General features: G+C 70.5%; 16 protein-coding genes. 4 read left to right on the forward strand and 12 right to left on the reverse strand.

Going from position 1 to position 17,343, the window contains the following annotated elements:
- The first annotated feature begins 165 nt into the window (after nt 1-165).
- Nucleotides 166-1,296 carry a phosphotransferase family protein gene (locus AC3ERS_RS19110; RefSeq protein WP_431969317.1) on the forward strand — a complete coding sequence of 377 codons (1,131 nt, stop codon included), beginning with the start codon at nt 166-168 and terminating at the stop codon, nt 1,294-1,296.
- Complete coding sequence (locus AC3ERS_RS19115) at nt 1,293-2,408, forward strand: Rv3169 family protein (RefSeq protein ID WP_431969319.1); 1,116 nt, start codon at nt 1,293-1,295, stop codon at nt 2,406-2,408. Before AC3ERS_RS19110 ends, AC3ERS_RS19115 begins: the two co-directional genes overlap by 4 nt.
- A 255-nt stretch (nt 2,409-2,663) precedes the next feature.
- On the opposite strand, the gene AC3ERS_RS19120 is transcribed toward AC3ERS_RS19115, so the two are convergent.
- The 6 genes from AC3ERS_RS19120 to mqo form a co-directional block, all read right to left on the reverse strand.
- A complete protein-coding gene (locus tag AC3ERS_RS19120) occupies nt 2,664-3,020 on the reverse strand; it encodes a cobalamin biosynthesis protein (RefSeq protein ID WP_431969321.1) in 357 nt (118 codons plus the stop codon).
- Between the two features lie 165 nt (nt 3,021-3,185).
- Complete coding sequence (locus AC3ERS_RS19125; RefSeq protein WP_431969323.1) at nt 3,186-4,871, reverse strand: cobyrinic acid a,c-diamide synthase CobB; 1,686 nt, start codon at nt 4,869-4,871, stop codon at nt 3,186-3,188.
- A gap of 37 nt (nt 4,872-4,908) precedes the next feature.
- Nucleotides 4,909-5,523 carry a cob(I)yrinic acid a,c-diamide adenosyltransferase gene (gene cobO / locus AC3ERS_RS19130; protein WP_431969325.1) on the reverse strand — a complete coding sequence of 205 codons (615 nt, stop codon included), beginning with the start codon at nt 5,521-5,523 and terminating at the stop codon, nt 4,909-4,911.
- A 40-nt stretch (nt 5,524-5,563) separates the two neighbouring features.
- Nucleotides 5,564-7,510, reverse strand: coding sequence for a VWA domain-containing protein (locus tag AC3ERS_RS19135; protein ID WP_431969327.1), 1,947 nt, complete (start codon nt 7,508-7,510; stop codon nt 5,564-5,566).
- Nucleotides 7,511-7,960: 450 nt separating this feature from the next.
- The gene (locus tag AC3ERS_RS19140; protein ID WP_431969329.1) at nt 7,961-8,410 is read right to left on the reverse strand and encodes a GNAT family N-acetyltransferase; all 450 of its coding nucleotides are present in this window, start codon (nt 8,408-8,410) and stop codon (nt 7,961-7,963) included.
- 18 nt (nt 8,411-8,428) lie between these two features.
- Nucleotides 8,429-9,937 carry a malate dehydrogenase (quinone) gene (mqo, locus tag AC3ERS_RS19145; RefSeq protein WP_431969331.1) on the reverse strand — a complete coding sequence of 503 codons (1,509 nt, stop codon included), beginning with the start codon at nt 9,935-9,937 and terminating at the stop codon, nt 8,429-8,431.
- Between the two features lie 295 nt (nt 9,938-10,232).
- Between mqo and AC3ERS_RS19150 the strand changes: the two genes are divergently transcribed.
- On the forward strand, nt 10,233-11,297 hold the full coding sequence (locus AC3ERS_RS19150; RefSeq protein WP_431969333.1) for an alpha/beta hydrolase: 1,065 nt from the start codon (nt 10,233-10,235) through the stop codon (nt 11,295-11,297).
- Here AC3ERS_RS19150 and AC3ERS_RS19155 read toward each other — a convergent pair.
- From AC3ERS_RS19155 to AC3ERS_RS19170, 4 genes are all read right to left on the reverse strand, one after another.
- Nucleotides 11,277-11,840 (reverse strand): alpha/beta hydrolase, encoded by a 564-nt coding sequence (locus tag AC3ERS_RS19155; protein WP_431969335.1) that lies wholly within the window; start codon nt 11,838-11,840, stop codon nt 11,277-11,279. The two genes, AC3ERS_RS19150 and AC3ERS_RS19155, sit on opposite strands and share 21 nt — an antisense overlap.
- A 55-nt stretch (nt 11,841-11,895) precedes the next feature.
- Nucleotides 11,896-12,288, reverse strand: a complete 393-nt coding sequence (locus tag AC3ERS_RS19160) for a type II toxin-antitoxin system VapC family toxin (protein ID WP_431969337.1) — start codon at nt 12,286-12,288, stop codon at nt 11,896-11,898.
- A complete protein-coding gene (locus AC3ERS_RS19165) occupies nt 12,285-12,551 on the reverse strand; it encodes an AbrB/MazE/SpoVT family DNA-binding domain-containing protein (protein WP_431969339.1) in 267 nt (88 codons plus the stop codon). Before AC3ERS_RS19165 ends, AC3ERS_RS19160 begins: the two co-directional genes overlap by 4 nt.
- 169 nt (nt 12,552-12,720) lie before the next feature.
- Nucleotides 12,721-13,953, reverse strand: a complete 1,233-nt coding sequence (locus AC3ERS_RS19170) for a serine hydrolase (protein ID WP_431969341.1) — start codon at nt 13,951-13,953, stop codon at nt 12,721-12,723.
- A 319-nt stretch (nt 13,954-14,272) separates the two neighbouring features.
- On the opposite strand from AC3ERS_RS19170, the gene AC3ERS_RS19175 reads away from it, so the two are divergent.
- Nucleotides 14,273-14,749, forward strand: coding sequence for an LppP/LprE family lipoprotein (locus AC3ERS_RS19175; RefSeq protein WP_431969343.1), 477 nt, complete (start codon nt 14,273-14,275; stop codon nt 14,747-14,749).
- A gap of 85 nt (nt 14,750-14,834) precedes the next feature.
- Here the strand turns inward: AC3ERS_RS19175 and AC3ERS_RS19180 are convergent, their stop codons facing one another.
- Nucleotides 14,835-16,412, reverse strand: coding sequence for a cobyric acid synthase (locus AC3ERS_RS19180; RefSeq protein WP_431969345.1), 1,578 nt, complete (start codon nt 16,410-16,412; stop codon nt 14,835-14,837).
- 49 nt (nt 16,413-16,461) lie between these two features.
- Complete coding sequence (gene map / locus AC3ERS_RS19185) at nt 16,462-17,325, reverse strand: type I methionyl aminopeptidase (protein ID WP_431969347.1); 864 nt, start codon at nt 17,323-17,325, stop codon at nt 16,462-16,464.
- Nucleotides 17,326-17,343: the final 18 nt, after the last annotated feature.

Below are 17,343 nucleotides of genomic sequence, written 5' to 3' on the forward strand. Positions count from 1 at the left end.
GTACTCCAGAAGGATGAGGGCGACCCCTGTCAACCCCGGAGTTCGGTCAGCGAACTATTCCCGACGATTCCCGGCGACACCGAATTAGAACGCGTTACAGTCACGTATCCCGGGCGGAATTGCCGGGTGGTGGGCGGCCCGCCGCCCGACTACAGGAGGACGATGATGGCCGACGAGCCCGATCCGACCGAGCGGCGCCAGCTCACTATCAGCGAACGCGATCTACAGGGACTCACCGAGGATTTGTCGCGCTGGCTCGCGGGCAAGGTCTCGGCCGACGAGCCGCCGCGCGTCCACGAGCTGACGCTGCCGCAGGGCTCCGGGATGTCGAGCGCCTCGGTGCTCTTCGATGCCGAATGGCGGGTGAACGGCCGCGACGAGGGCGGCTCGTTCGTCGCGCGGCTGGCCCCGAGCGCCGCCGATTTCCCGGTCTTCGAGACCTACGATCTGGCCAAGCAGTACCACGTGATGGCCGGGGTCGCGGCCGCCACCGACGTGCCGGTGCCGCCGCTGTGCTGGCTGGAGACCGACGAAAGCGTGCTCGGCACACCGTTTTTCGTGATGCGCCGAATCGAAGGACGGGTTCCCGCCGACAACCCGCCGTATGTCTTCTACGGCTGGCTGTTCGACGCCGAACCCGCCGAACGCGCGCTGCTCACCGCCAAGACGCTCGCCGTAATGGCGAAGATCCACGCCATCCCGGACCCGGCGAGCCGTTTCCCGATGCTGGACGGGCCGGGGCAGGCGTTGCGCAGGCACGTGGACTGGCATCGCGCCTGGTACCGCTGGGCGCTGGCCGACGACGGGTATCCGGTCCCGTTGATCGAGCGCGCCTTCGACTGGCTGGACGCGCACTGGCCGGAGGACCCCGGTCCGGACGTGCTGTCCTGGGGCGACTCCCGGCCGGGCAACATCATCTACGACGGGTTCGAGCCGGTCGCCGTATTGGACTGGGAGATGGCCGGTTTGGGTCCGCGTGAGCTGGACATCGCCTGGATCGTCTTCATCCACCGGTTCTTCCAGGATCTCGCCACCCGCTTCGACCAGCCGGGCCTGCCCGACTTCCTGCGCCGCTCCGAGGTGGTGGCGAAATACCAAGAGCTGACCGGCTATACGGTGCGCGACCTGGATTTCTACCTGGTCTACGCCGCGCTGCGGCACGCGATCGTGATGGCCAGGGTCAAGCGCAGAATGATCCACTTCGGCGAGGACACCGACACTCCCGACCGGGACGACTACGTGATGCACCGGGCAAGCCTGGAGGCGCTGCTCGACGGAACCTACGACTGGACATGAGGAACACCGTGACCACACCCGCGCCGCTCGACGAATACCCGATCCACCAGACCCCGCTCCCGATGACCAGGGTCGGCACCAGCGACCGGAACTTCTACGACCGCAGCTATTTCAACGCCCACGACCGCGACGGCGGCACCCTGCTGATCAGCGGGCTCGGCGTCTACCCGAACCTGGGGGTGACCGACGCCTACGTCGCCGTCCGCCGCGGTGACGAGGTGCGCTCGGTGCGCTTCTCCGACGCGCTCGGTGATCGCAGTCTGGACATGAAGGTGGGCGGGTACCGCGTCGAGGTGCTCGAACCGCTGCAGCGGGTGCGCGTCGTCTGCGAACACGACGAACTGAGCTGCGATCTCACCTGGACCGGAGCCTTCCCCGCCGTGCAGGAACAACCGCATCTGATCCTCAACGGCAGCAGGCCCATCATCGAGGCGTCCCGCTTCGCGCAGGTCGGTTCGTGGGCGGGGACACTGAGCGTGGACGGCACGGACATCACGGTCGACCCCGCGGTGTGGACCGGGACCCGCGACCGCTCCTGGGGCATCCGGCCGATCGGTGAGACGGAGCCGCCCGGACGCGCCGCCGCCGAGCCCTCCGGCGGTTTCTGGTGGTTGTACGTGCCGCTGCGTTTCGACGATTTCGCGATCGTGGTGATCGTGCAGGAGGAACCGGACGGCAGGCGCACCCTCAACGACGCGGTGCGCGTCTGGCCGGACGGCCGCACCGAACAGCTCGGCTGGCCGCGCGTCAGCATCCGATACCGTTCGGGCACCAGGATTCCCGTCGCCGCGCGGCTCGATCTCACCACACCGGACGGCAAGTCGCTGGAGGTCGAGATCACCCCGAGCGCCGGCGTCCCGCTGCACGTCGGCTGCGGCTACGGCGGCGACCCCGACTGGTTGCACGGTCAGTGGAAGGGCCGCGACTGGTCCGAGTCCCGCCGCTACGACCTCACCGACCCCGCGATCGCCGCCCGCGTCCCCTTCGGCGTCATCGATCACGTGGCGCACGCCCGCTGCGGTTCCGCCGAGGGCTGGGGTCTGTTCGAACACGCCTCCCTCGGACGCCACGATCCCACCGGGTTCGCCGATTGGTCGTCCGTGGCGCCCTGATCTGCGCGCCGCGCCTCGGCGTGGACCAGGGCGCGGCGACGGGCCCCTGTGAGCCCGTTCAGCGCAGGCGCGCCACGGCAGCGCGATATCGCCGTGAATCTCTTGGTCACGCATCCGAACTCCCCCGTTCGACCCGAAGACGGCCCCAGCCTCGGCGACGCCTGTCGCGGCGGCCATCGCAGCGCGCGGCCGTCGCACCAGGGGCCGGGTCCTGGCGTGTGCCTGGGCGCGGCGACAGTCCCAGTGCAGCCCTGTTCAGCCGATGCGCGCCACCGCCACGGTGACATCGCCGTGAATCTCTTTGGCGCGCATCAGAACTCCTCCATTCGATCCGAGAACGGCCGCGGCCTCGGCGACACCGGCTGCACCCACCGCCGCCTTGGTGCGGGCCGCCGGTGTGGGCACCGTGACGGCATCCAATTCGGCTGCGGTGAAGGTGCGCACGCGGACTCCCAGTTCTTCGGCGGCTGTCCGAAGGCCCGGTTCGTCGCCGCGCCGGTCGATGGTGGCGAGGCAAACGAGGGGTGCGTCGTCGAGCACGTGCCGGACGGCGGCCAGAATCGCCGCGGAGGCCGCGCCCGGTCGCATACCGACGCCGATCGCGACCGGCACAACTCCTGATCGGTGCGATGCGCCGGGAAGGTCCGGTGGCCGGGCCCCGGATCGGCCGGTCATCGGCGACCACCTAACAGACGGGCCGCGGGCAGCGGCGTCGACACGGCGGCGGTCCGCGGTGCAACCTGCCCCGCGTGGGCGGACGCGACAGGCGCGCGGAGCTCAGTGCGGCACACGGGCGTAGTCGGCCGCCGCGGCGACGAAACGGGCTGTCGCAGTGGGGTTTCCGGCGGGGTGGGTGTGCAGGTAGGAGGCGTGGACGTGGCCGACGAGCGCGCCCTCGCGGACACGGGCGCCCGCGCCGTCGTGCCAGCCCCAGGCCGGGGCGTCGGTGGTGGCGACGACGAGCCTGGTGCGGTGGAACTCGTGGCCGCGCACCCGCTCCCCCGCCCGCCACAGCGCGGAATCGGCCAATGCGACGGCGTCCCGGTAGCCGAGGGTCAGGCGCGGGCCGAATTCGGCGTCGGCGTCGACGACGCCCGCCATGGCGTGGCCGTCGAGGGATCGGGTGAGGTAGAGCAGGCCCGCGCATTCGGCGTGGATCGGCAACCCGGCGCCTGCGTGCTCGCGAACGGCGGCGAGCAGGGCCGTGTTGGCCGCGAGATCGGCGGCGTGCTCCTCGGGGAATCCACCGGGCAGCACCAGACCCGCTGTGCCGGTGGGTAGTTCGTCGCGCAGCGGATCGAAGACGACCACCCGCGCCCCGGCCGCGGTCAGCAGTTCGCGATGCTCGGCATAGCCGAAGGTGAAGGCGGGACCGCCCGCCATGGCGATCACGGGCCCGCGGTCTGCCCGAATCGCCGCATCACTATCGGAATCGCCCTCGGCACCGGTCGGCCTGCCGCGTCCCGTGGTCGACCGTCCCGGACTCGGTGCATCGCCGCCCCACCGACCGGCGCGGCTCGTCTGGGTGGCATCGACCGCATCCTCGTCAGAAAGCTCCCGGCCGTCCCCGATCGACGACGCTGACGTCGACCCGGCAGGCTCGCGGCCACTTTCCTCGCCCTCCGCACGCCCGCCCGCTAGGTCCGAAGAGCTCATTTGGTCGGTGGAGACCGTGCCATTCGAACCGGAACGCAGGGCCGCGTCGCCCGCGACTTCCCGCACCGCCGCGACCGGATCCCAGGCGACCCCGCCGAACGTCGGTCGCGCCAGCGCCGCAATGGCCGCCAGATCCACGTGGGCGGCAACGAGTTCCGTCATCGCCGCCACGGCCGCCGCAGCCGCCGCACCGTGCTCGACGGCGGGAATCAGACCCAGGTGGCGGGAGGGCACCTCGAGGGCGTCCATGCGGGGCAGCGAGCCGAGAACGGGCAGCCCGACCCGCGCGCACGCCGCGCGCAGCACCTGGTCGTGGCGTTCGCTGCCGACGCGATTGAGGATGACGCCGCCGAGCCGCACGCCGCTGTCGAAGGTGGCGAAGCCGTGCAACAGCGCGGCCAGGCTCTGGCTGTGCCCGCGGGCGTCCACCACCAGTACCACGGGCGCGCCGAGCAGGCTGGCCACCTGGGCGGTGGATCCCTCGGCGACGGGGCCGGTTTCGTGCTCGTCGATGCGGCCGTCGAACAGTCCCATGACGCCTTCGACCACCGCGAGATCACAGCCAGCGGCGCCATGGTGGTACAGCGGCAGCACCCGATCGGCGCCGACGAGCACCGGGTCGAGGTTGCGGCCGGGCCGTCCCGCCGCGAGCCCGTGGTATCCCGGGTCGATGTAGTCCGGCCCGACCTTGAACGGCGCGACACGGTGCCCGGCCCGCCGCAGCGCGCCGATCAAACCCGTTGCGAGCGTGGTCTTCCCACTCCCCGAGGCGGGCGCGGCGACGACGACCGCAGGCACACCGCCCATCACGCCACCGGACGGCGCGCGACCACACCGCGCCGGTTCACCATTCGATCCCCCGCTGCCCCTTGCGACCCGCGTCCATCGGGTGCTTGACCTTGGTCATCTCGGTCACCAGGTCGGCGGCGTCGAGCAACGCCTGCGGCGCGTCGCGACCGGTGATGACGACGTGCTGGTTGCCCGGCCTGCCGACCAGCGTCTCGACCACCTCGTCCACGTCGACCCAGCCCCATTTGAGCGGGTAGGTGAATTCGTCGAGCACGTAGAAGCGATGCTGTTCGGCGGCGAGCCTGCGCGCGATCTCCTGCCAGCCGGCGAGGGCGGCGGACGCGTGGTCCTCCTCGGTGCCGTGCTTGCGGGTCCAGGACCAGCCCTCGCCCATCTTGTGCCACTCCACGGCGCCGCCCGCTCCGGTCTCCTCGTGCAGCCGCCCGAGGGCGCGGAACGCCGCCTCCTCGCCCACCTTCCACTTCGCGCTCTTCACGAACTGGAAGACCGCGACGTCGAATCCCTGGTTCCAGGCCCGCAGCGCCATCCCGAACGCCGCGGTCGACTTTCCCTTACCCGGACCCGTGTGCACCGCGAGCACCGGCTGGTTGCGCCGCTGCCGCGTGGTCAGTCCATCGTCCGGAACCGTCTCCGGCACGCCCTTGGGCATCGAATCTCCTTGTGCGTCACTACCACCTGGCCCGCGCCGGTCAGGCCGCGCGGGCAGACCTCGCCGCCGGACCGTCCACGGAGCCCGCTCGGACGATGTCCGCGACCGCGGCGCCGGTCAACTCCGCGAGCCGCAGATATCCGCCGCGCAGCGCGCCCGCCAACTCCGCCGCCAGCCCGAGCCGCACCATGCCCCGCTCGCAGTCCACCACCATCGCCGTGACCGCGTCCTTGGCGAGCAGGGCGGCGGCGGCGCGGGCGCGCGGCACCGGGTCGACGCCGCCGGTGGCGCGACCGTCGGTGAGCAGCACCAGCATCGGGCGGCGGCGCGGGTCGCGCACGCGTTCCCGGTGGATCACCTCGCGCGCCTTCAGCAGGCCCGCCGCGAGCGGCGTCTTACCGCCGGTGCGCAGACCCGCGAGGCGTCGGACCGCGATGTCGACCGAGGAAGTCGGGGGCAACACGAGTTCGGCGTCCTGGCCGCGCACGGTGATCACGGCGACCTTGTCGCGGCGCTGGTATGCGTCGCGTAGCAGGCTCACCACCGCGCCCGTGACGGCCGACAGCCGGTCCCTGGCCGCCATGGAGCCGGACGCGTCGACCACGAAGACCACCAGATTGCCTTCGCGCCCTTCGCGATACGCGCCGCGTAGGTCCTCGGCTTCGAGGGCGAGGGGGCCCGCGACGCGCCCCCTGCCGTGCTGGTGCGGCGCGGCGGCGAAGACGGTGCCGAGCAGATGCAGGCCCGCGGTGGTCTCGGTGGTGGAGCGGACGACCCGGCCGTGCCTCGTCTGGGCGCGGGACCTGCGGCCCGGCGCGCCTTCGCCGACGCCGGGCACCTCCCATCGCGGCGGCTTCGCGGCGCTGGGATTCGGTGCGCCGGTGCGTCCTTCGCGCGGGGCGGGACCGCCGCCGGGGCCTTCGGGCGGCGCGTCGGGTCCGTCGTCGGGGTCCTCGGGACCGCGATCTCCGTCGGAGCCTTCGGCCTCAGGGCGATCACCGTCGAATTCGGTTGGCGGCGTCGGCTCCTCCGCGCGATCGGCCTGCGCGGCGGCCTCTTTCATGGCTTCGTCGAGTTGCTCTTCGCTGATGCCGGGTTCGTCGAACGGGTCGCGCCGACGCCGGTGCGGCAGTGCGAGTTCCGCGGCGATCCGCACGTCGTCCTCGGTGACGGCGTCACCGCCGCGCCAGGCCGCGTGCGCGGTCGCGGTGCGGGCGACCACGAGGTCGGCGCGCATGCCGTCGACGTCGAAGGACGCGCACAGGGCCGCGATCCGCCGCAGCTCCACGTCGTCGAGCGCGACCTCGGGCAACCGGTCGCGGGCCGCCAGGATGCGCCCGGCGATCTCCCGGTCGGCGGCGGCGTAGCGGGCGGCGAACCCCGCCGGGTCGGCCTCGTAGTCGAGCCTGCGGCGCACCACCGCCATCCGCACGTCCACGTCGCGCGAGGCGGCCACGTCGACGGTGAGCCCGAACCGGTCGAGCAGCTGCGGACGCAGTTCGCCCTCTTCCGGATTCATGGTGCCGACCAGCACGAAGCGCGCGGGATGCGAATGCGAGACGCCGTCGCGTTCGATGTGCACGCGGCCCATGGCCGCGGCGTCGAGCAGCACGTCCACCAGATGGTCGTGCAGCAGATTCACCTCGTCGACGTACAGCACACCGTGGTGCGCGGCCGCCAGCAGACCGGGCCGGAACGCCTGCTCGCCGTCGCGCAGCACCCGCTCCAGATCCAGCGATCCGACCACGCGATCCTCGGTGGCGCCGACCGGCAGCTCCACCAGCCGCGCCGGCCGCGCACCCGTCTCGTCCACCACCGGCGGCAGGAGCTGCGCGAGCGCCCGCACCACGGTCGACTTCGCGGTCCCCTTCTCGCCGCGCACCAGCACGCCGCCGATACCGGGATGCACCGCGCACAAGATCAACGCCAGCTGCAACCGCTCCTGCCCGACCACCGCCGAGAACGGAAACCCCGCCTCGGTATCCACACGAGACGAGCGAGACGACGGCGCGGTTTCTACCCGGGACAAGGACACGTCCCCCACCCTAAGCGGCGCGCATGCCTTGTCCACGAACCACCCCGACCGAGCGCTTGCCAGACGGTCGAACCTGAACGAGCCCCTCGCAGACTCCCCACCACGCCCGGAGCGCGTCATATGACCCCGTCCGCAGCCTGCCTCCCGTGCTCGAAAGGTGGCACACGACACAGCCGAAAAGCCCCGACCGCGCCCAGCACCTCCACCAGCCAGAACACAACCCCCACGCACCACCGACCACCCCCGGGGCGAGTCTTACGAGCCCGTTCGCGGCCCGTCTCGCGTCCGAGCGTTCGCGACGCATGCGCCGCAGGCGCGAGACGCGAACGCTCGGACGCGAGACACCAGGGGGCCGCGAACACGCGCGCGCCAGCGCGCCGAAAACACAGCCCGCGAACCTACCTACCCCCGCCGCATGGGCACGTGCATGATCCCGTCGTCCTCGAACTCCTCACCGTCGGCCACGAAGCCGTGCTTGGAGTACATGTCGACGAGATAGGTCTGCGCGTTCAACCGCACCGTCGCCGAGCCGACCTCGGCCAGCGCCGCCTGTAGCAACCGGGTCGTGTACCCGTGCCCACGAGCGGCCACGGCGGTACACAACCGTCCGATGCGGAACGACTTGACGCCGTTCTCGTGCTCTTCCAGCAGGCGCAGGGTGCAGATGACCTCCCCCTCGTCGTCGAGCCAGAAGTGCCGGGTCTCCGGCAGCAGGTCGAGTCCGTCCAACTCCGGGTAGGCGCACTTCTGCTCGACGACAAAGACTTCGACGCGAAGTTTCAACAGCTGATACAGGGTCGCCGTATCGAGATCCTGCGCCCATGACCGTTTGAGAGCAACCGTTGACATCATCGCGCCTTGCTATCACACCTACGGCGTCAGCGCGACCCCTGCATGCCTCGGCGTGTTCGCGTTCGCGAGGTTCAGCGACTTGTTCGTCCAGTCCCAGATCTCGTGGAACAGGGCTTTGTCCTCGGAGAGCTTCACGCCGAGCGACGGGATCATCTCGCGCAGGCGCGGGGTCCAGTCGGCGTACTGGCCCGGGAAGCAGCGCTGCAGCACGTCGAGCATGGCGGTGACGCAGGTGGAGGCGCCCGGCGAGGCGCCGAGCAGACCCGCGATGGAGCCGTCCTCGGCGGCGATCACGGCGGTGCCGAGTTCCAGCACGCCGCCGATGCCCTTGCGGCGGATGATCTGCACGCGCTGGCCCGCGGTGATGAGCTCCCAGTCGCGGCCGTCGGCCCGCGGGATGAACTCCTCCATGGTGTAGACCTTGCCGGACTGCGACTTGAGCAGCTCGGAGACCAGGTACTTGACCAGCGACAGCTCGGTGACGCCGACGCCGAGCATGGGCGCGAGGTTACCGGCACGGATGGACTTGAACAGGTCGGTGTTGCTGCCGTCCTTGAGGAACTTCGGGGTCCAGCCCGCGTACGGGCCGAACAGCAGGCCGGGCTTGCCGTTGATGACGCGAGTGTCCAAGTGCGGCACGGACATCGGCGGGGCGCCGACGGCGGCCTTGCCGTACACCTTGGCCTCGTGCTTGTTGATCAGGTCCGGGTTGGTGCAGCGCAGGAACTGGCCGCTGACCGGGAAGCCCGCGAAGCCCGCGATCTCCTTGATGCCGGACTTCTGCAGCAGCGGCAGTGCGCCGCCGCCCGCGCCGACGAAGACGAACTTGGCCTCGACCGTGCGGGTCTGGCGGGTGCGCAGGTTGCGGACCCGGATCTTCCAGCTGCCGTCGGACTGCTTGCTCAGGTCGCGCACCTCGTGGCCGAAGGCCAGGTTGGCGCCGGTGGCGCCGAGGTAGGCGAGCAGTTCCTTGGTGAGCGAACCGAAGTCGATGTCGGTGCCGCCGTCGGTCCAGTTCAGCGCGATCGGGTCGGAGAAGTCGCGGCCCTTGGCCATCAGCGGCAGCCTGCGCGCGAACTCGTCGGGGCTGTCGATGTACTCCATGCCCTCGAACAGCGGGTGCGGCGCCAGCGCCTCGTAGCGCTTGCGCAGGTACTGCACGTCGTCGGCGCCGTGCACGAAGCTGACGTGCGGGATCGGGTTGATGAAGCGCGACGGGTCGCCGAGGACACCGTTCTCCACCGCGTAGGCCCAGAACTGGCGCGACACCTGGAAGCGCTCGTTGATGTCGATGGCCTTGGTCACGTCGACCGAGCCGTCGGCGTTCTGCGGGCTGTAGTTCAGCTCGCACAGGGCCGAGTGTCCGGTGCCCGCGTTGTTCCAGGGATCGCTGCTCTCCGCCGCCGCGGCGTCCAGCCGCTCGAACAACGAGATCGACCATTCCGGCTGCAGCTGGCGAAGCAGCGCACCGAGGGTGGCACTCATGATCCCGGCACCGATGAGTACTACATCGGTCTTTTCAGTCATGGCAGCGTTCGGCACGGGTAGATCGACTTCCTTGTCACTTCTGGCGCGGCCACCGGCACGGTGGTCTGCCTGGGCACGGGCGCTATGCGGTTGTTGCGACGGGCGCAGGTATTCGTTTCGAGCCTGGCGTGACTCGGCGGTCGATAAGGTTACCCGCCGTTCACCTATCGCCAATTGTGCACCTCGCGACGTCGCATTCCAGCAACGAACCCGGTGAATGTGACATAGATACCTCCCCCGCTCCAGGTCGCGAGCGATCTTCTTTCCGGGCCGGACCTCGCCTACATTGGGTCTCGTGACGAACGAAACCTCGCTAGACGTGTCCGATATCACGGAGCGGACCGGAGGCAAGTGGCGGCCGGATGTCCTCGGAGCAGGGTACGAGCAGCGGTCCATCCCGCTGGGCGCCGACCCCGACGGCGAGGGCGACATCTCGGCAACCCTGGTGCGCTACCTCCCGGATTCCGGCGCGGCCGCCACCGAGGCCGCCGTGATCTACGTGCACGGCTTCACCGACTACTTCTTCCAGCAGCATCTCGCCGAGCACTTCGCCGCGCGCGGTCACCGCTTCTACGCCCTCGATCTGCGCAAGTGCGGCCGCTCGCTGCGCGACGGCCAGAGCCCGCACTACGTCACCGACCTGGCCTTCTACGACGAGGAGTTGAACGAGGCGCTGCGCATCGTCAAGGCGGAGGCCGGTGAGCAGGTACTGCTGGTCGCGCACTCCACCGGCGGCCTGATCCTGCCGCTGTGGCTGGACCGGCTGAACCGGACGGCGGGCGTCGCCGCTTCGGGCATCGTCGGGCTCGTGCTCAACAGCCCGTGGTTCGACCTGCAGGGTCCGTCCTACTACCGGACGATCGGCACGCCGATCATCGGCATGCTCGGCCGGTTCCGTTCCATGCTGGAGATGCCCGGCGGCGCGATCAGCACCTACGGCGACAGCCTGCACAAGAGCGCGGCGGGCGAGTGGGATTACAACCTGGACTGGAAGCCGCTGGCGGGTGCGCCGGTGCGCTTCGGCTGGCTGCGCGCGATCCGCCGCGGTCACTTCCGGCTGCATCAGGGCCTCGACATCGGGGTGCCCGCGCTGATCCTGCGTTCCCGGCTGACCAAGTTCCTGCGCGCGTACGGTCCGGCCGCCGACGTGGCCGACACGGTGCTCGACGTCAGGCAGATCCAGCGCTGGTCCGGCTGCCTCGGCGATCGCACCAACATCGTCCCGATCGAGGGCGCCCGCCACGACGTGTTCCTTTCCGCCCCCGAGCCGCGCGCCAAGGCCTTCGACGAGATGGACAACTGGCTGGACTGGCTGGCGGTGTACCGGCGCAAGGCCGAATCACCAGAGGCTGGTGCGTAGCACGATCTCGGTGGCCATTTCGTGGTCGGCTTCGGTGGCCACGTTGTCGACGTCGACCTGCACCACGCGGAATTCGCCGTAGACGAAGCGACCGGAGCCGTCGGCGACCGTCCGCGGCAACCGCTTGGTGACCAGCACGGTCACTGGGAGTTCCAGCGGACGGCAGCCGGGGTCGTCGACGGTGCCGTCGGCCGCGGGCGACGCGGGATGGCCGCGGTCGGCGACCACCAGGCTGATGAACCGCCCGAACGGGCCGGAGCAGGTCTGCCAGGCCACCGTGGCGCCCGCGCCGCGCGCCGCGACGTGCGCGTAGGGGACGCCGAGCTGGTCGAGAATCGCGTGCACCCCGGCCGAGTCGAGTCCTTCGACGGACTCCACGGCGAGGGTGCGCAGGTCGGAGGTGTGCAACCGCGCGGCGACCTGGTCGTATACGTCCACCGGATCGCCCGCGTCGGGCAAGAGCAATACCGTGTGCCGTGTTTCCGGGCCGTCGACCCGCACGGTCCAGGCCCGGTCACCGACCGTGATCCGCCGAGACTCCATGTCCGAGTACGCTACACCGCCGCTACTCACCCCCGCGGCGTGTCCGCCGCACCGCTCACACCATCAATCGCATCCCGGTGGTCGTCGCGGCCGCCGGGTTCAGGGTGACGGTGAGATCGCATCCCGCCTCCCGCCCCAGTTGTTCGACGAGCGCGTCCTCGAAGTCGGCGCCCTCAGCGCAGCGGCGCAGGGCTTGCCGGACGGTGTCGGCCCGCTCGATCACGATCTCGGCGGAGGCGAGCAGGCCGAGCACGATCTCGGTGACGGTCTCGGCGTCCAGCCCGTAGCGGCGGCGCAGCACCCGGTGGATCTCGGCCAGCACGAGCACGGTGACGTAGCCGGGGCGGTTCTTGCTCAGCCCTTCGATGACCTGACCGGCCCGCTCCGCCTGATCGGGGTCGTCCTGCGCGAGGTAGCGGATCAGGATGTCGGCGTGCAGTCCGATCACGACGCGACTCCCCCGGTCTCGTCTCGGCCGAGCGGCACCGGCGCACCGGTCCAGCCGACGATTCCCTTGAGCGACTTGACAGTCCGGTTCTCCGGCACCAGTTCGTAGCTGCCCGAATCGGTCGGCACGAAGGCGACGACCACGCCGGTGCGCAGCCCGAGCGCCACGCGCACGTCGACCGGAATGGTGATCTGCCCCTTGCTCGTCACGGTCGCGGACACGACCTTTCCCCGCTCACCGATGGGTCTGCTGTCGATCGCCATACCCTGCACCTCATCCCGCTGGGCCATCGGCTCGGGCCGCGATCCCTCCGAATCGCCTTACCCGCAACCGAATTCCTTACATGAAGGTAAGGCAGGCGAGAATTACGGTCAATGCCCGAAATCAGCGGCACCGACCGGCCATCGAGCACCGGTGGGAGAGCTGTACGGTTCAGGACTCCTTGCGGGCGATGGCCGCCGAGATCTGGGCGACCAGCTGCCAGGGGCGGTCGGCGTCTGCTATCGCCTTGCCGTTGGTCAGGATGGCGCCGGAAAGGCCGCGGGCGGGATCGGCCCAGCCGTACTGGGTGGTCAGCCCGCTGCGGCCGAAATGGGTTTCGGTGTGGCGGCCGAACTTCGAGCGGCTCCCGCCGAGTTCGTAGCCCGCCACGCTGACCCGGCCCGCGATGCCGGGTATCCGCTTCGCGGGCCGCACCGCCGCGTTCAGGGTTTCCGGCCGCATGATCCGCACGCCGTCGAGTTCTCCTCCGCGCGCGAGGATTTCGTAGAAGCGGGACAGTTCGTAGGCGGTGGTGACGAGATTGCCCGACGGCAGTTCCGCGGTGAGGAAGGCGCGGGTCGCCTCGTCGGTCATCGCCGCGCCCATGCCGCCGCCGAGCGCCTTGCGCGCCAGAAACTTCCACGCCCGCGACGGACCAGGACCGACCGGCACGCTCGGCACCACTCGATCGACCTCGTCGGGTCGCACGCCGAAGTTGGTCCAGCGGAAGCCGAGCGGCGCGAGCACCTGCTCGTGCAGATGCTCCCGCATCCGCTTCCCCGTCGCCCGCTGCACCAGCAGTCGCTGGATCAACCCGCTGGTCAGCGCGTGGTAGACGCGGAAACGACCGGGCGGCCAGCTGGGTCGCAGATCGGCCAGCGCCCGCACCGCCAGCTCCTCGTCGACCACCAGCTGGTACCCCCGATACGGCGGCGTCACGAACGGCACGCCCGCCGAATGCGACAGCACGTCACCGATCGTGATCCGCTGTTTGCCATTGGCGGCGAATTCCGGAATGTATTCGCACACCGGGTCGTTCAGCGCGAACGCGCCCTGCTCGACCAGCATGGCCAGCAGTGCCGCCGAGACGCCCTTGGCGGTGGAGAACCCGCAGAACGGCAGGTCCGGCGTGGCGAGCACCCGCGCGACCTCCGGCCCGTCGCCCGGCCGGTTGCCCCACCCGTGCCCGATCGCCCGGTTCAGGACGATCTTCCCGTTCCGTCGCAGGCACACCTGAATCGCCGGCGTGGTCCCCAGCCGATACCAGTCGCGCACCGATTCCCACACCGCGGCGATCGCGGCGCGGCTCACCCCGGCATCGGCCGGATCGTCTTCGGGCCCGGCGGTCGTCACCGAATCCAGATCGGCGGCAACCGTCACCAACAAGCCAGCAGGCGCATTCACCCTGCCCAGCGTAGCGATGTCCGGTGCGGCCGCGATGGACCATACGAGCGTGTGATGGCACGGTCGCGACAGAATCGAGGGGACAATGAACCACAGGGTTCGACTGGCCGCGCTGGTTGCCGCGGCGGCAGCGCTGACAGCAGGCTGCGGGAGCGACGATTCGACGCAGCCGACACCGACTTCGCAGCGGACGACTGCGGTGGCCGCGCCGACATCCGCGCCCGGGGGGACGTCGGCGCCCGCGGGGCCCCGGCAACCCGCCCCAGACGATGCGGCCCCGCCCTCCGTCGCCGCGCCGGGGACGAACCAGCCGCAGCCCGTGACCCCTACGGCGCCGCAGCCCAGCCCGTCCACCCCTGGCACCGTCACCGCGCCGGACAACGGCATCGGCGGCCCCGGCCGCTGCGTCGACCCCGCGTCGCCGGGCGTGCGCAGCGCGCTGGCCGGACTGGGCGAGGGCTGGGTGGCGGACCGCGCCTCGACCGACCAGCCGGGCAGCTGCGGACAGCTGCTCTGGGTGCGCGCCGTGGGCGGGGTATCCGCCGGCGCGCCCATCCACGTGCTGTTCTTCCACGACGGAAAGTACCTGGGCACAGCCACTTTCGAGCCCTACGCGTTCACGCACGTGGCAGGCTCGAACGGCGACTCGGTCACCGTGCAGTACAAGTGGCTGGTCGCCGACGAGCCGTTCGCCGCGCCGCAGGGCGGTCCCGTGTCGATTACCTACACATGGACCGGCTCGGGGGTCGCCATGAGCGAGCCGCTGCCGGAGGAGGTCACCCATCCGCACCGTTAGCGGCCGTCGCTAGGCCCTGTCTCGAGGTCCGGCGGGATGCCTCCGTGGATCGGATCGTCGCCTGGCAAGGCGGAGGAGGAGCCACCTAGGGCTGGTACTGGACGTCCGGCGCGAGGAGATCCGAACGGAGCGTCGGCATGCCCTCCGGCACGCCCTCGGTGATGAGCGTTGCCAGCAGGTTCGTGTCGAGGTGGCGCTCCATCAGATCCGCGAGCAGGTCGAGTTGGGCGGCGCGCACGGCGGAGACCGAAGTACCTTCGGCGACGTGGAAACCCGTGCGCCGCGCGTCCCGCGCGACCTCGCGCAACCAGGCGCGCCGGAAGTCGTCGGACTCCATCAGCCCGTGCAGGTGCGTTCCCCAGACAGCGCCGCGCACGCTGCCTTCCGGCTCGCCCGCCGCGTCGAGCCAGGCCGGGTCACCGCTGCGCGTCACACGTCCGTGGTGGATTTCGTAGCCGTGCAACGGGATACCCGCGGTGCCGAGCGGCTCGGCTGGGTCCGGCCCCGGCGCGCCGCGACCATCAGTGCGGCGCAGCACCTTCGGCTCGGCGAACTCGACGTCCAAGTCGAGCAGACCGAGTCCGTCGATCGCGCCCGCCGCCGATTCCAGGTCGTCGACGATGCGGCGGCCCAGCATCTGATAGCCGCCGCAGATGCCGAGGATGGGCTTGCCAGCCGCGGCGCGGTCGGCCAGCGCGGCGGCGATTCCGCTGCGGCGCAACCATTCCAGATCCGACACCGTCGACTTGCTGCCCGGCAGCACCACCAGGTCGGCGTCGGCCAGCCGGGAGGGATCGCGCACCCAGCGCACCGCGATGCCGGGCTCGCAGGCCAGCGCCTCGACGTCGGTGGAGTTCGAGATGCGCGGCAGCCGGACGGCCGCGACCGTCAGCCATTCCGTTCCCGCGGGTGCGGCCGGGCGACCGACCGGGGCGTCGGCGATCGTGCCGAGCGAATCCTCGGCGTCGATCCACAGATCCTCGGCGAACGGCACGACGCCGAGGGTGGGCCGCCCGGTCAGCTCGGTGAGCCGATCAAGGCCCGGCCGCAGCAGCTCGACGTCGCCGCGAAACTTGTTGATCACGAATCCCGAAACGAGCTGCTGGTCAGCGGGTTCCAGGACGGCGAGGGTGCCGAACAGATGCGCGAGCACCCCACCGCGATCGATGTCGCCGACGACGAGCACCGGCAGCCGCGCGGCCTCGGCCAGACCCATATTGGCCAGATCGGTGGCGCGCAGGTTGATCTCGGCGGGCGATCCGGCGCCTTCGCAGATGACCACGTCGAATTCGGCTCGCAGCGCGGCGAGTTCGGCGGCGACGACCGCGCGGAGCTCCTGCCGGTGTCGGAAATAGTCCGCGGCGCCGACGGTGCCGACGGCCTTGCCGCGCACCACGAGCTGCGAGCGGCGGTCGCTGCCCGGCTTCAGCAGGACCGGGTTGAAGCGCACGCTCGGCTCCAGACCGCAGGCGCGCGCCTGCAAGGCCTGAGCGCGCCCGATCTCGCCGCCGTCCAGCGTGACGACGGAGTTGTTGGACATGTTCTGCGCCTTGAACGGCGCCACCCGCACGCCCTTCCTGGCCAGCATGCGGCAGATGCCAGCCACCACAACGCTTTTCCCGGCGTCGGAGGTGGTGCCCGCGATCAGCAGCGCGCCCCTCATCGCGACCGCTCCGAAGCTCGGCCGGATCGGGCGCCGCCGCGCGCGGCGCTCACGGCAGGGTGAGGATGTCCGCGCCGGTCTCGGTGACGACCAGGGTGTGCTCGAACTGGGCGGTCCACTTGCGGTCCGTGGTGACCACGGTCCAGCCGTCGTCCCAGATCTCGTAGTCGATGCCGCCGAGGTTGATCATCGGCTCGATGGTGAAGGTCATGCCCGGCTCGATGATCGATTCCACGGCGGGCTGGTCGTAGTGCAGGATCACCAGGCCGCTGTGGAAGGTGGGGCCGACGCCGTGGCCGGTGAAGTCGCGCACCACACCGTAACCGAACCGGTTGGCGTAGGACTCGATGACGCGGCCGATCACATTGAGCGCCCGGCCGGGGCGGACCGCCTTGATGGCCCGCATGGTGGCCTCCTCGGTCCGCTCCACCAGCAGCCGGACCTCCTCGGCCACGTCGCCCGCGAGGAAGGTCTTGTTGGTGTCGCCGTGCACGCCGTCGATGTAGGCGGTGACGTCGATATTGACGATGTCGCCGTCCTCGATGACGGTGGAGTCCGGAATGCCGTGGCAGATCACCTCGTTCAGCGAGGTGCAGCAGGACTTCGGAAAGCCCTTGTAGCCCAGCGTCGACGGGTAGGCGCCGTGGTCGCAGAGGAACTCGTGGGCGATGCGGTCCAGTTCGTCGGTGGTGACGCCGGGCGCGACAGCCTTACCGGCCTCTTCGAGCGCCTGCGCCGCGATCTTGCCCGCGATGCGCATCTTCTCGATGGTCTCCGGTGTCTGCACCCAGGGCTCGCGCCCCTCGTTGACGGTCTTCTTCCACGCGTACTCCGGTCGCTCGATAGAGCGCGGCACCTCGCGGGTGGGCGAGAGCGTGCCGGGAACGAGTGGCTTACGGGTACGCACGGACATGGGACAAGAGTATCTGGA

It is taken from the genome of Nocardia sp. bgisy134, from assembly GCF_057708325.1.

What these genes read in the sequence shown, in the direction of transcription:
- AC3ERS_RS19165 (WP_431969339.1), bottom strand. Translation starts at nt 12,551, where the DNA reads ATGGCGATCGACAGCAGACCCATCGGTGAGCGGGGAAAGGTCGTGTCC.
- AC3ERS_RS19140 (WP_431969329.1), bottom strand. Translation starts at nt 8,410, where the DNA reads ATGATGTCAACGGTTGCTCTCAAACGGTCATGGGCGCAGGATCTCGAT.
- AC3ERS_RS19180 (WP_431969345.1), bottom strand. Translation starts at nt 16,412, where the DNA reads ATGAGGGGCGCGCTGCTGATCGCGGGCACCACCTCCGACGCCGGGAAA.
- AC3ERS_RS19115 (WP_431969319.1), top strand. Translation starts at nt 1,293, where the DNA reads ATGAGGAACACCGTGACCACACCCGCGCCGCTCGACGAATACCCGATC.
- cobO (WP_431969325.1), bottom strand. Translation starts at nt 5,523, where the DNA reads ATGCCCAAGGGCGTGCCGGAGACGGTTCCGGACGATGGACTGACCACG.
- map (WP_431969347.1), bottom strand. Translation starts at nt 17,325, where the DNA reads ATGTCCGTGCGTACCCGTAAGCCACTCGTTCCCGGCACGCTCTCGCCC.
- mqo (WP_431969331.1), bottom strand. Translation starts at nt 9,937, where the DNA reads ATGACTGAAAAGACCGATGTAGTACTCATCGGTGCCGGGATCATGAGT.
- AC3ERS_RS19125 (WP_431969323.1), bottom strand. Translation starts at nt 4,871, where the DNA reads ATGGGCGGTGTGCCTGCGGTCGTCGTCGCCGCGCCCGCCTCGGGGAGT.
- AC3ERS_RS19110 (WP_431969317.1), top strand. Translation starts at nt 166, where the DNA reads ATGGCCGACGAGCCCGATCCGACCGAGCGGCGCCAGCTCACTATCAGC.
- AC3ERS_RS19155 (WP_431969335.1), bottom strand. Translation starts at nt 11,840, where the DNA reads ATGGAGTCTCGGCGGATCACGGTCGGTGACCGGGCCTGGACCGTGCGG.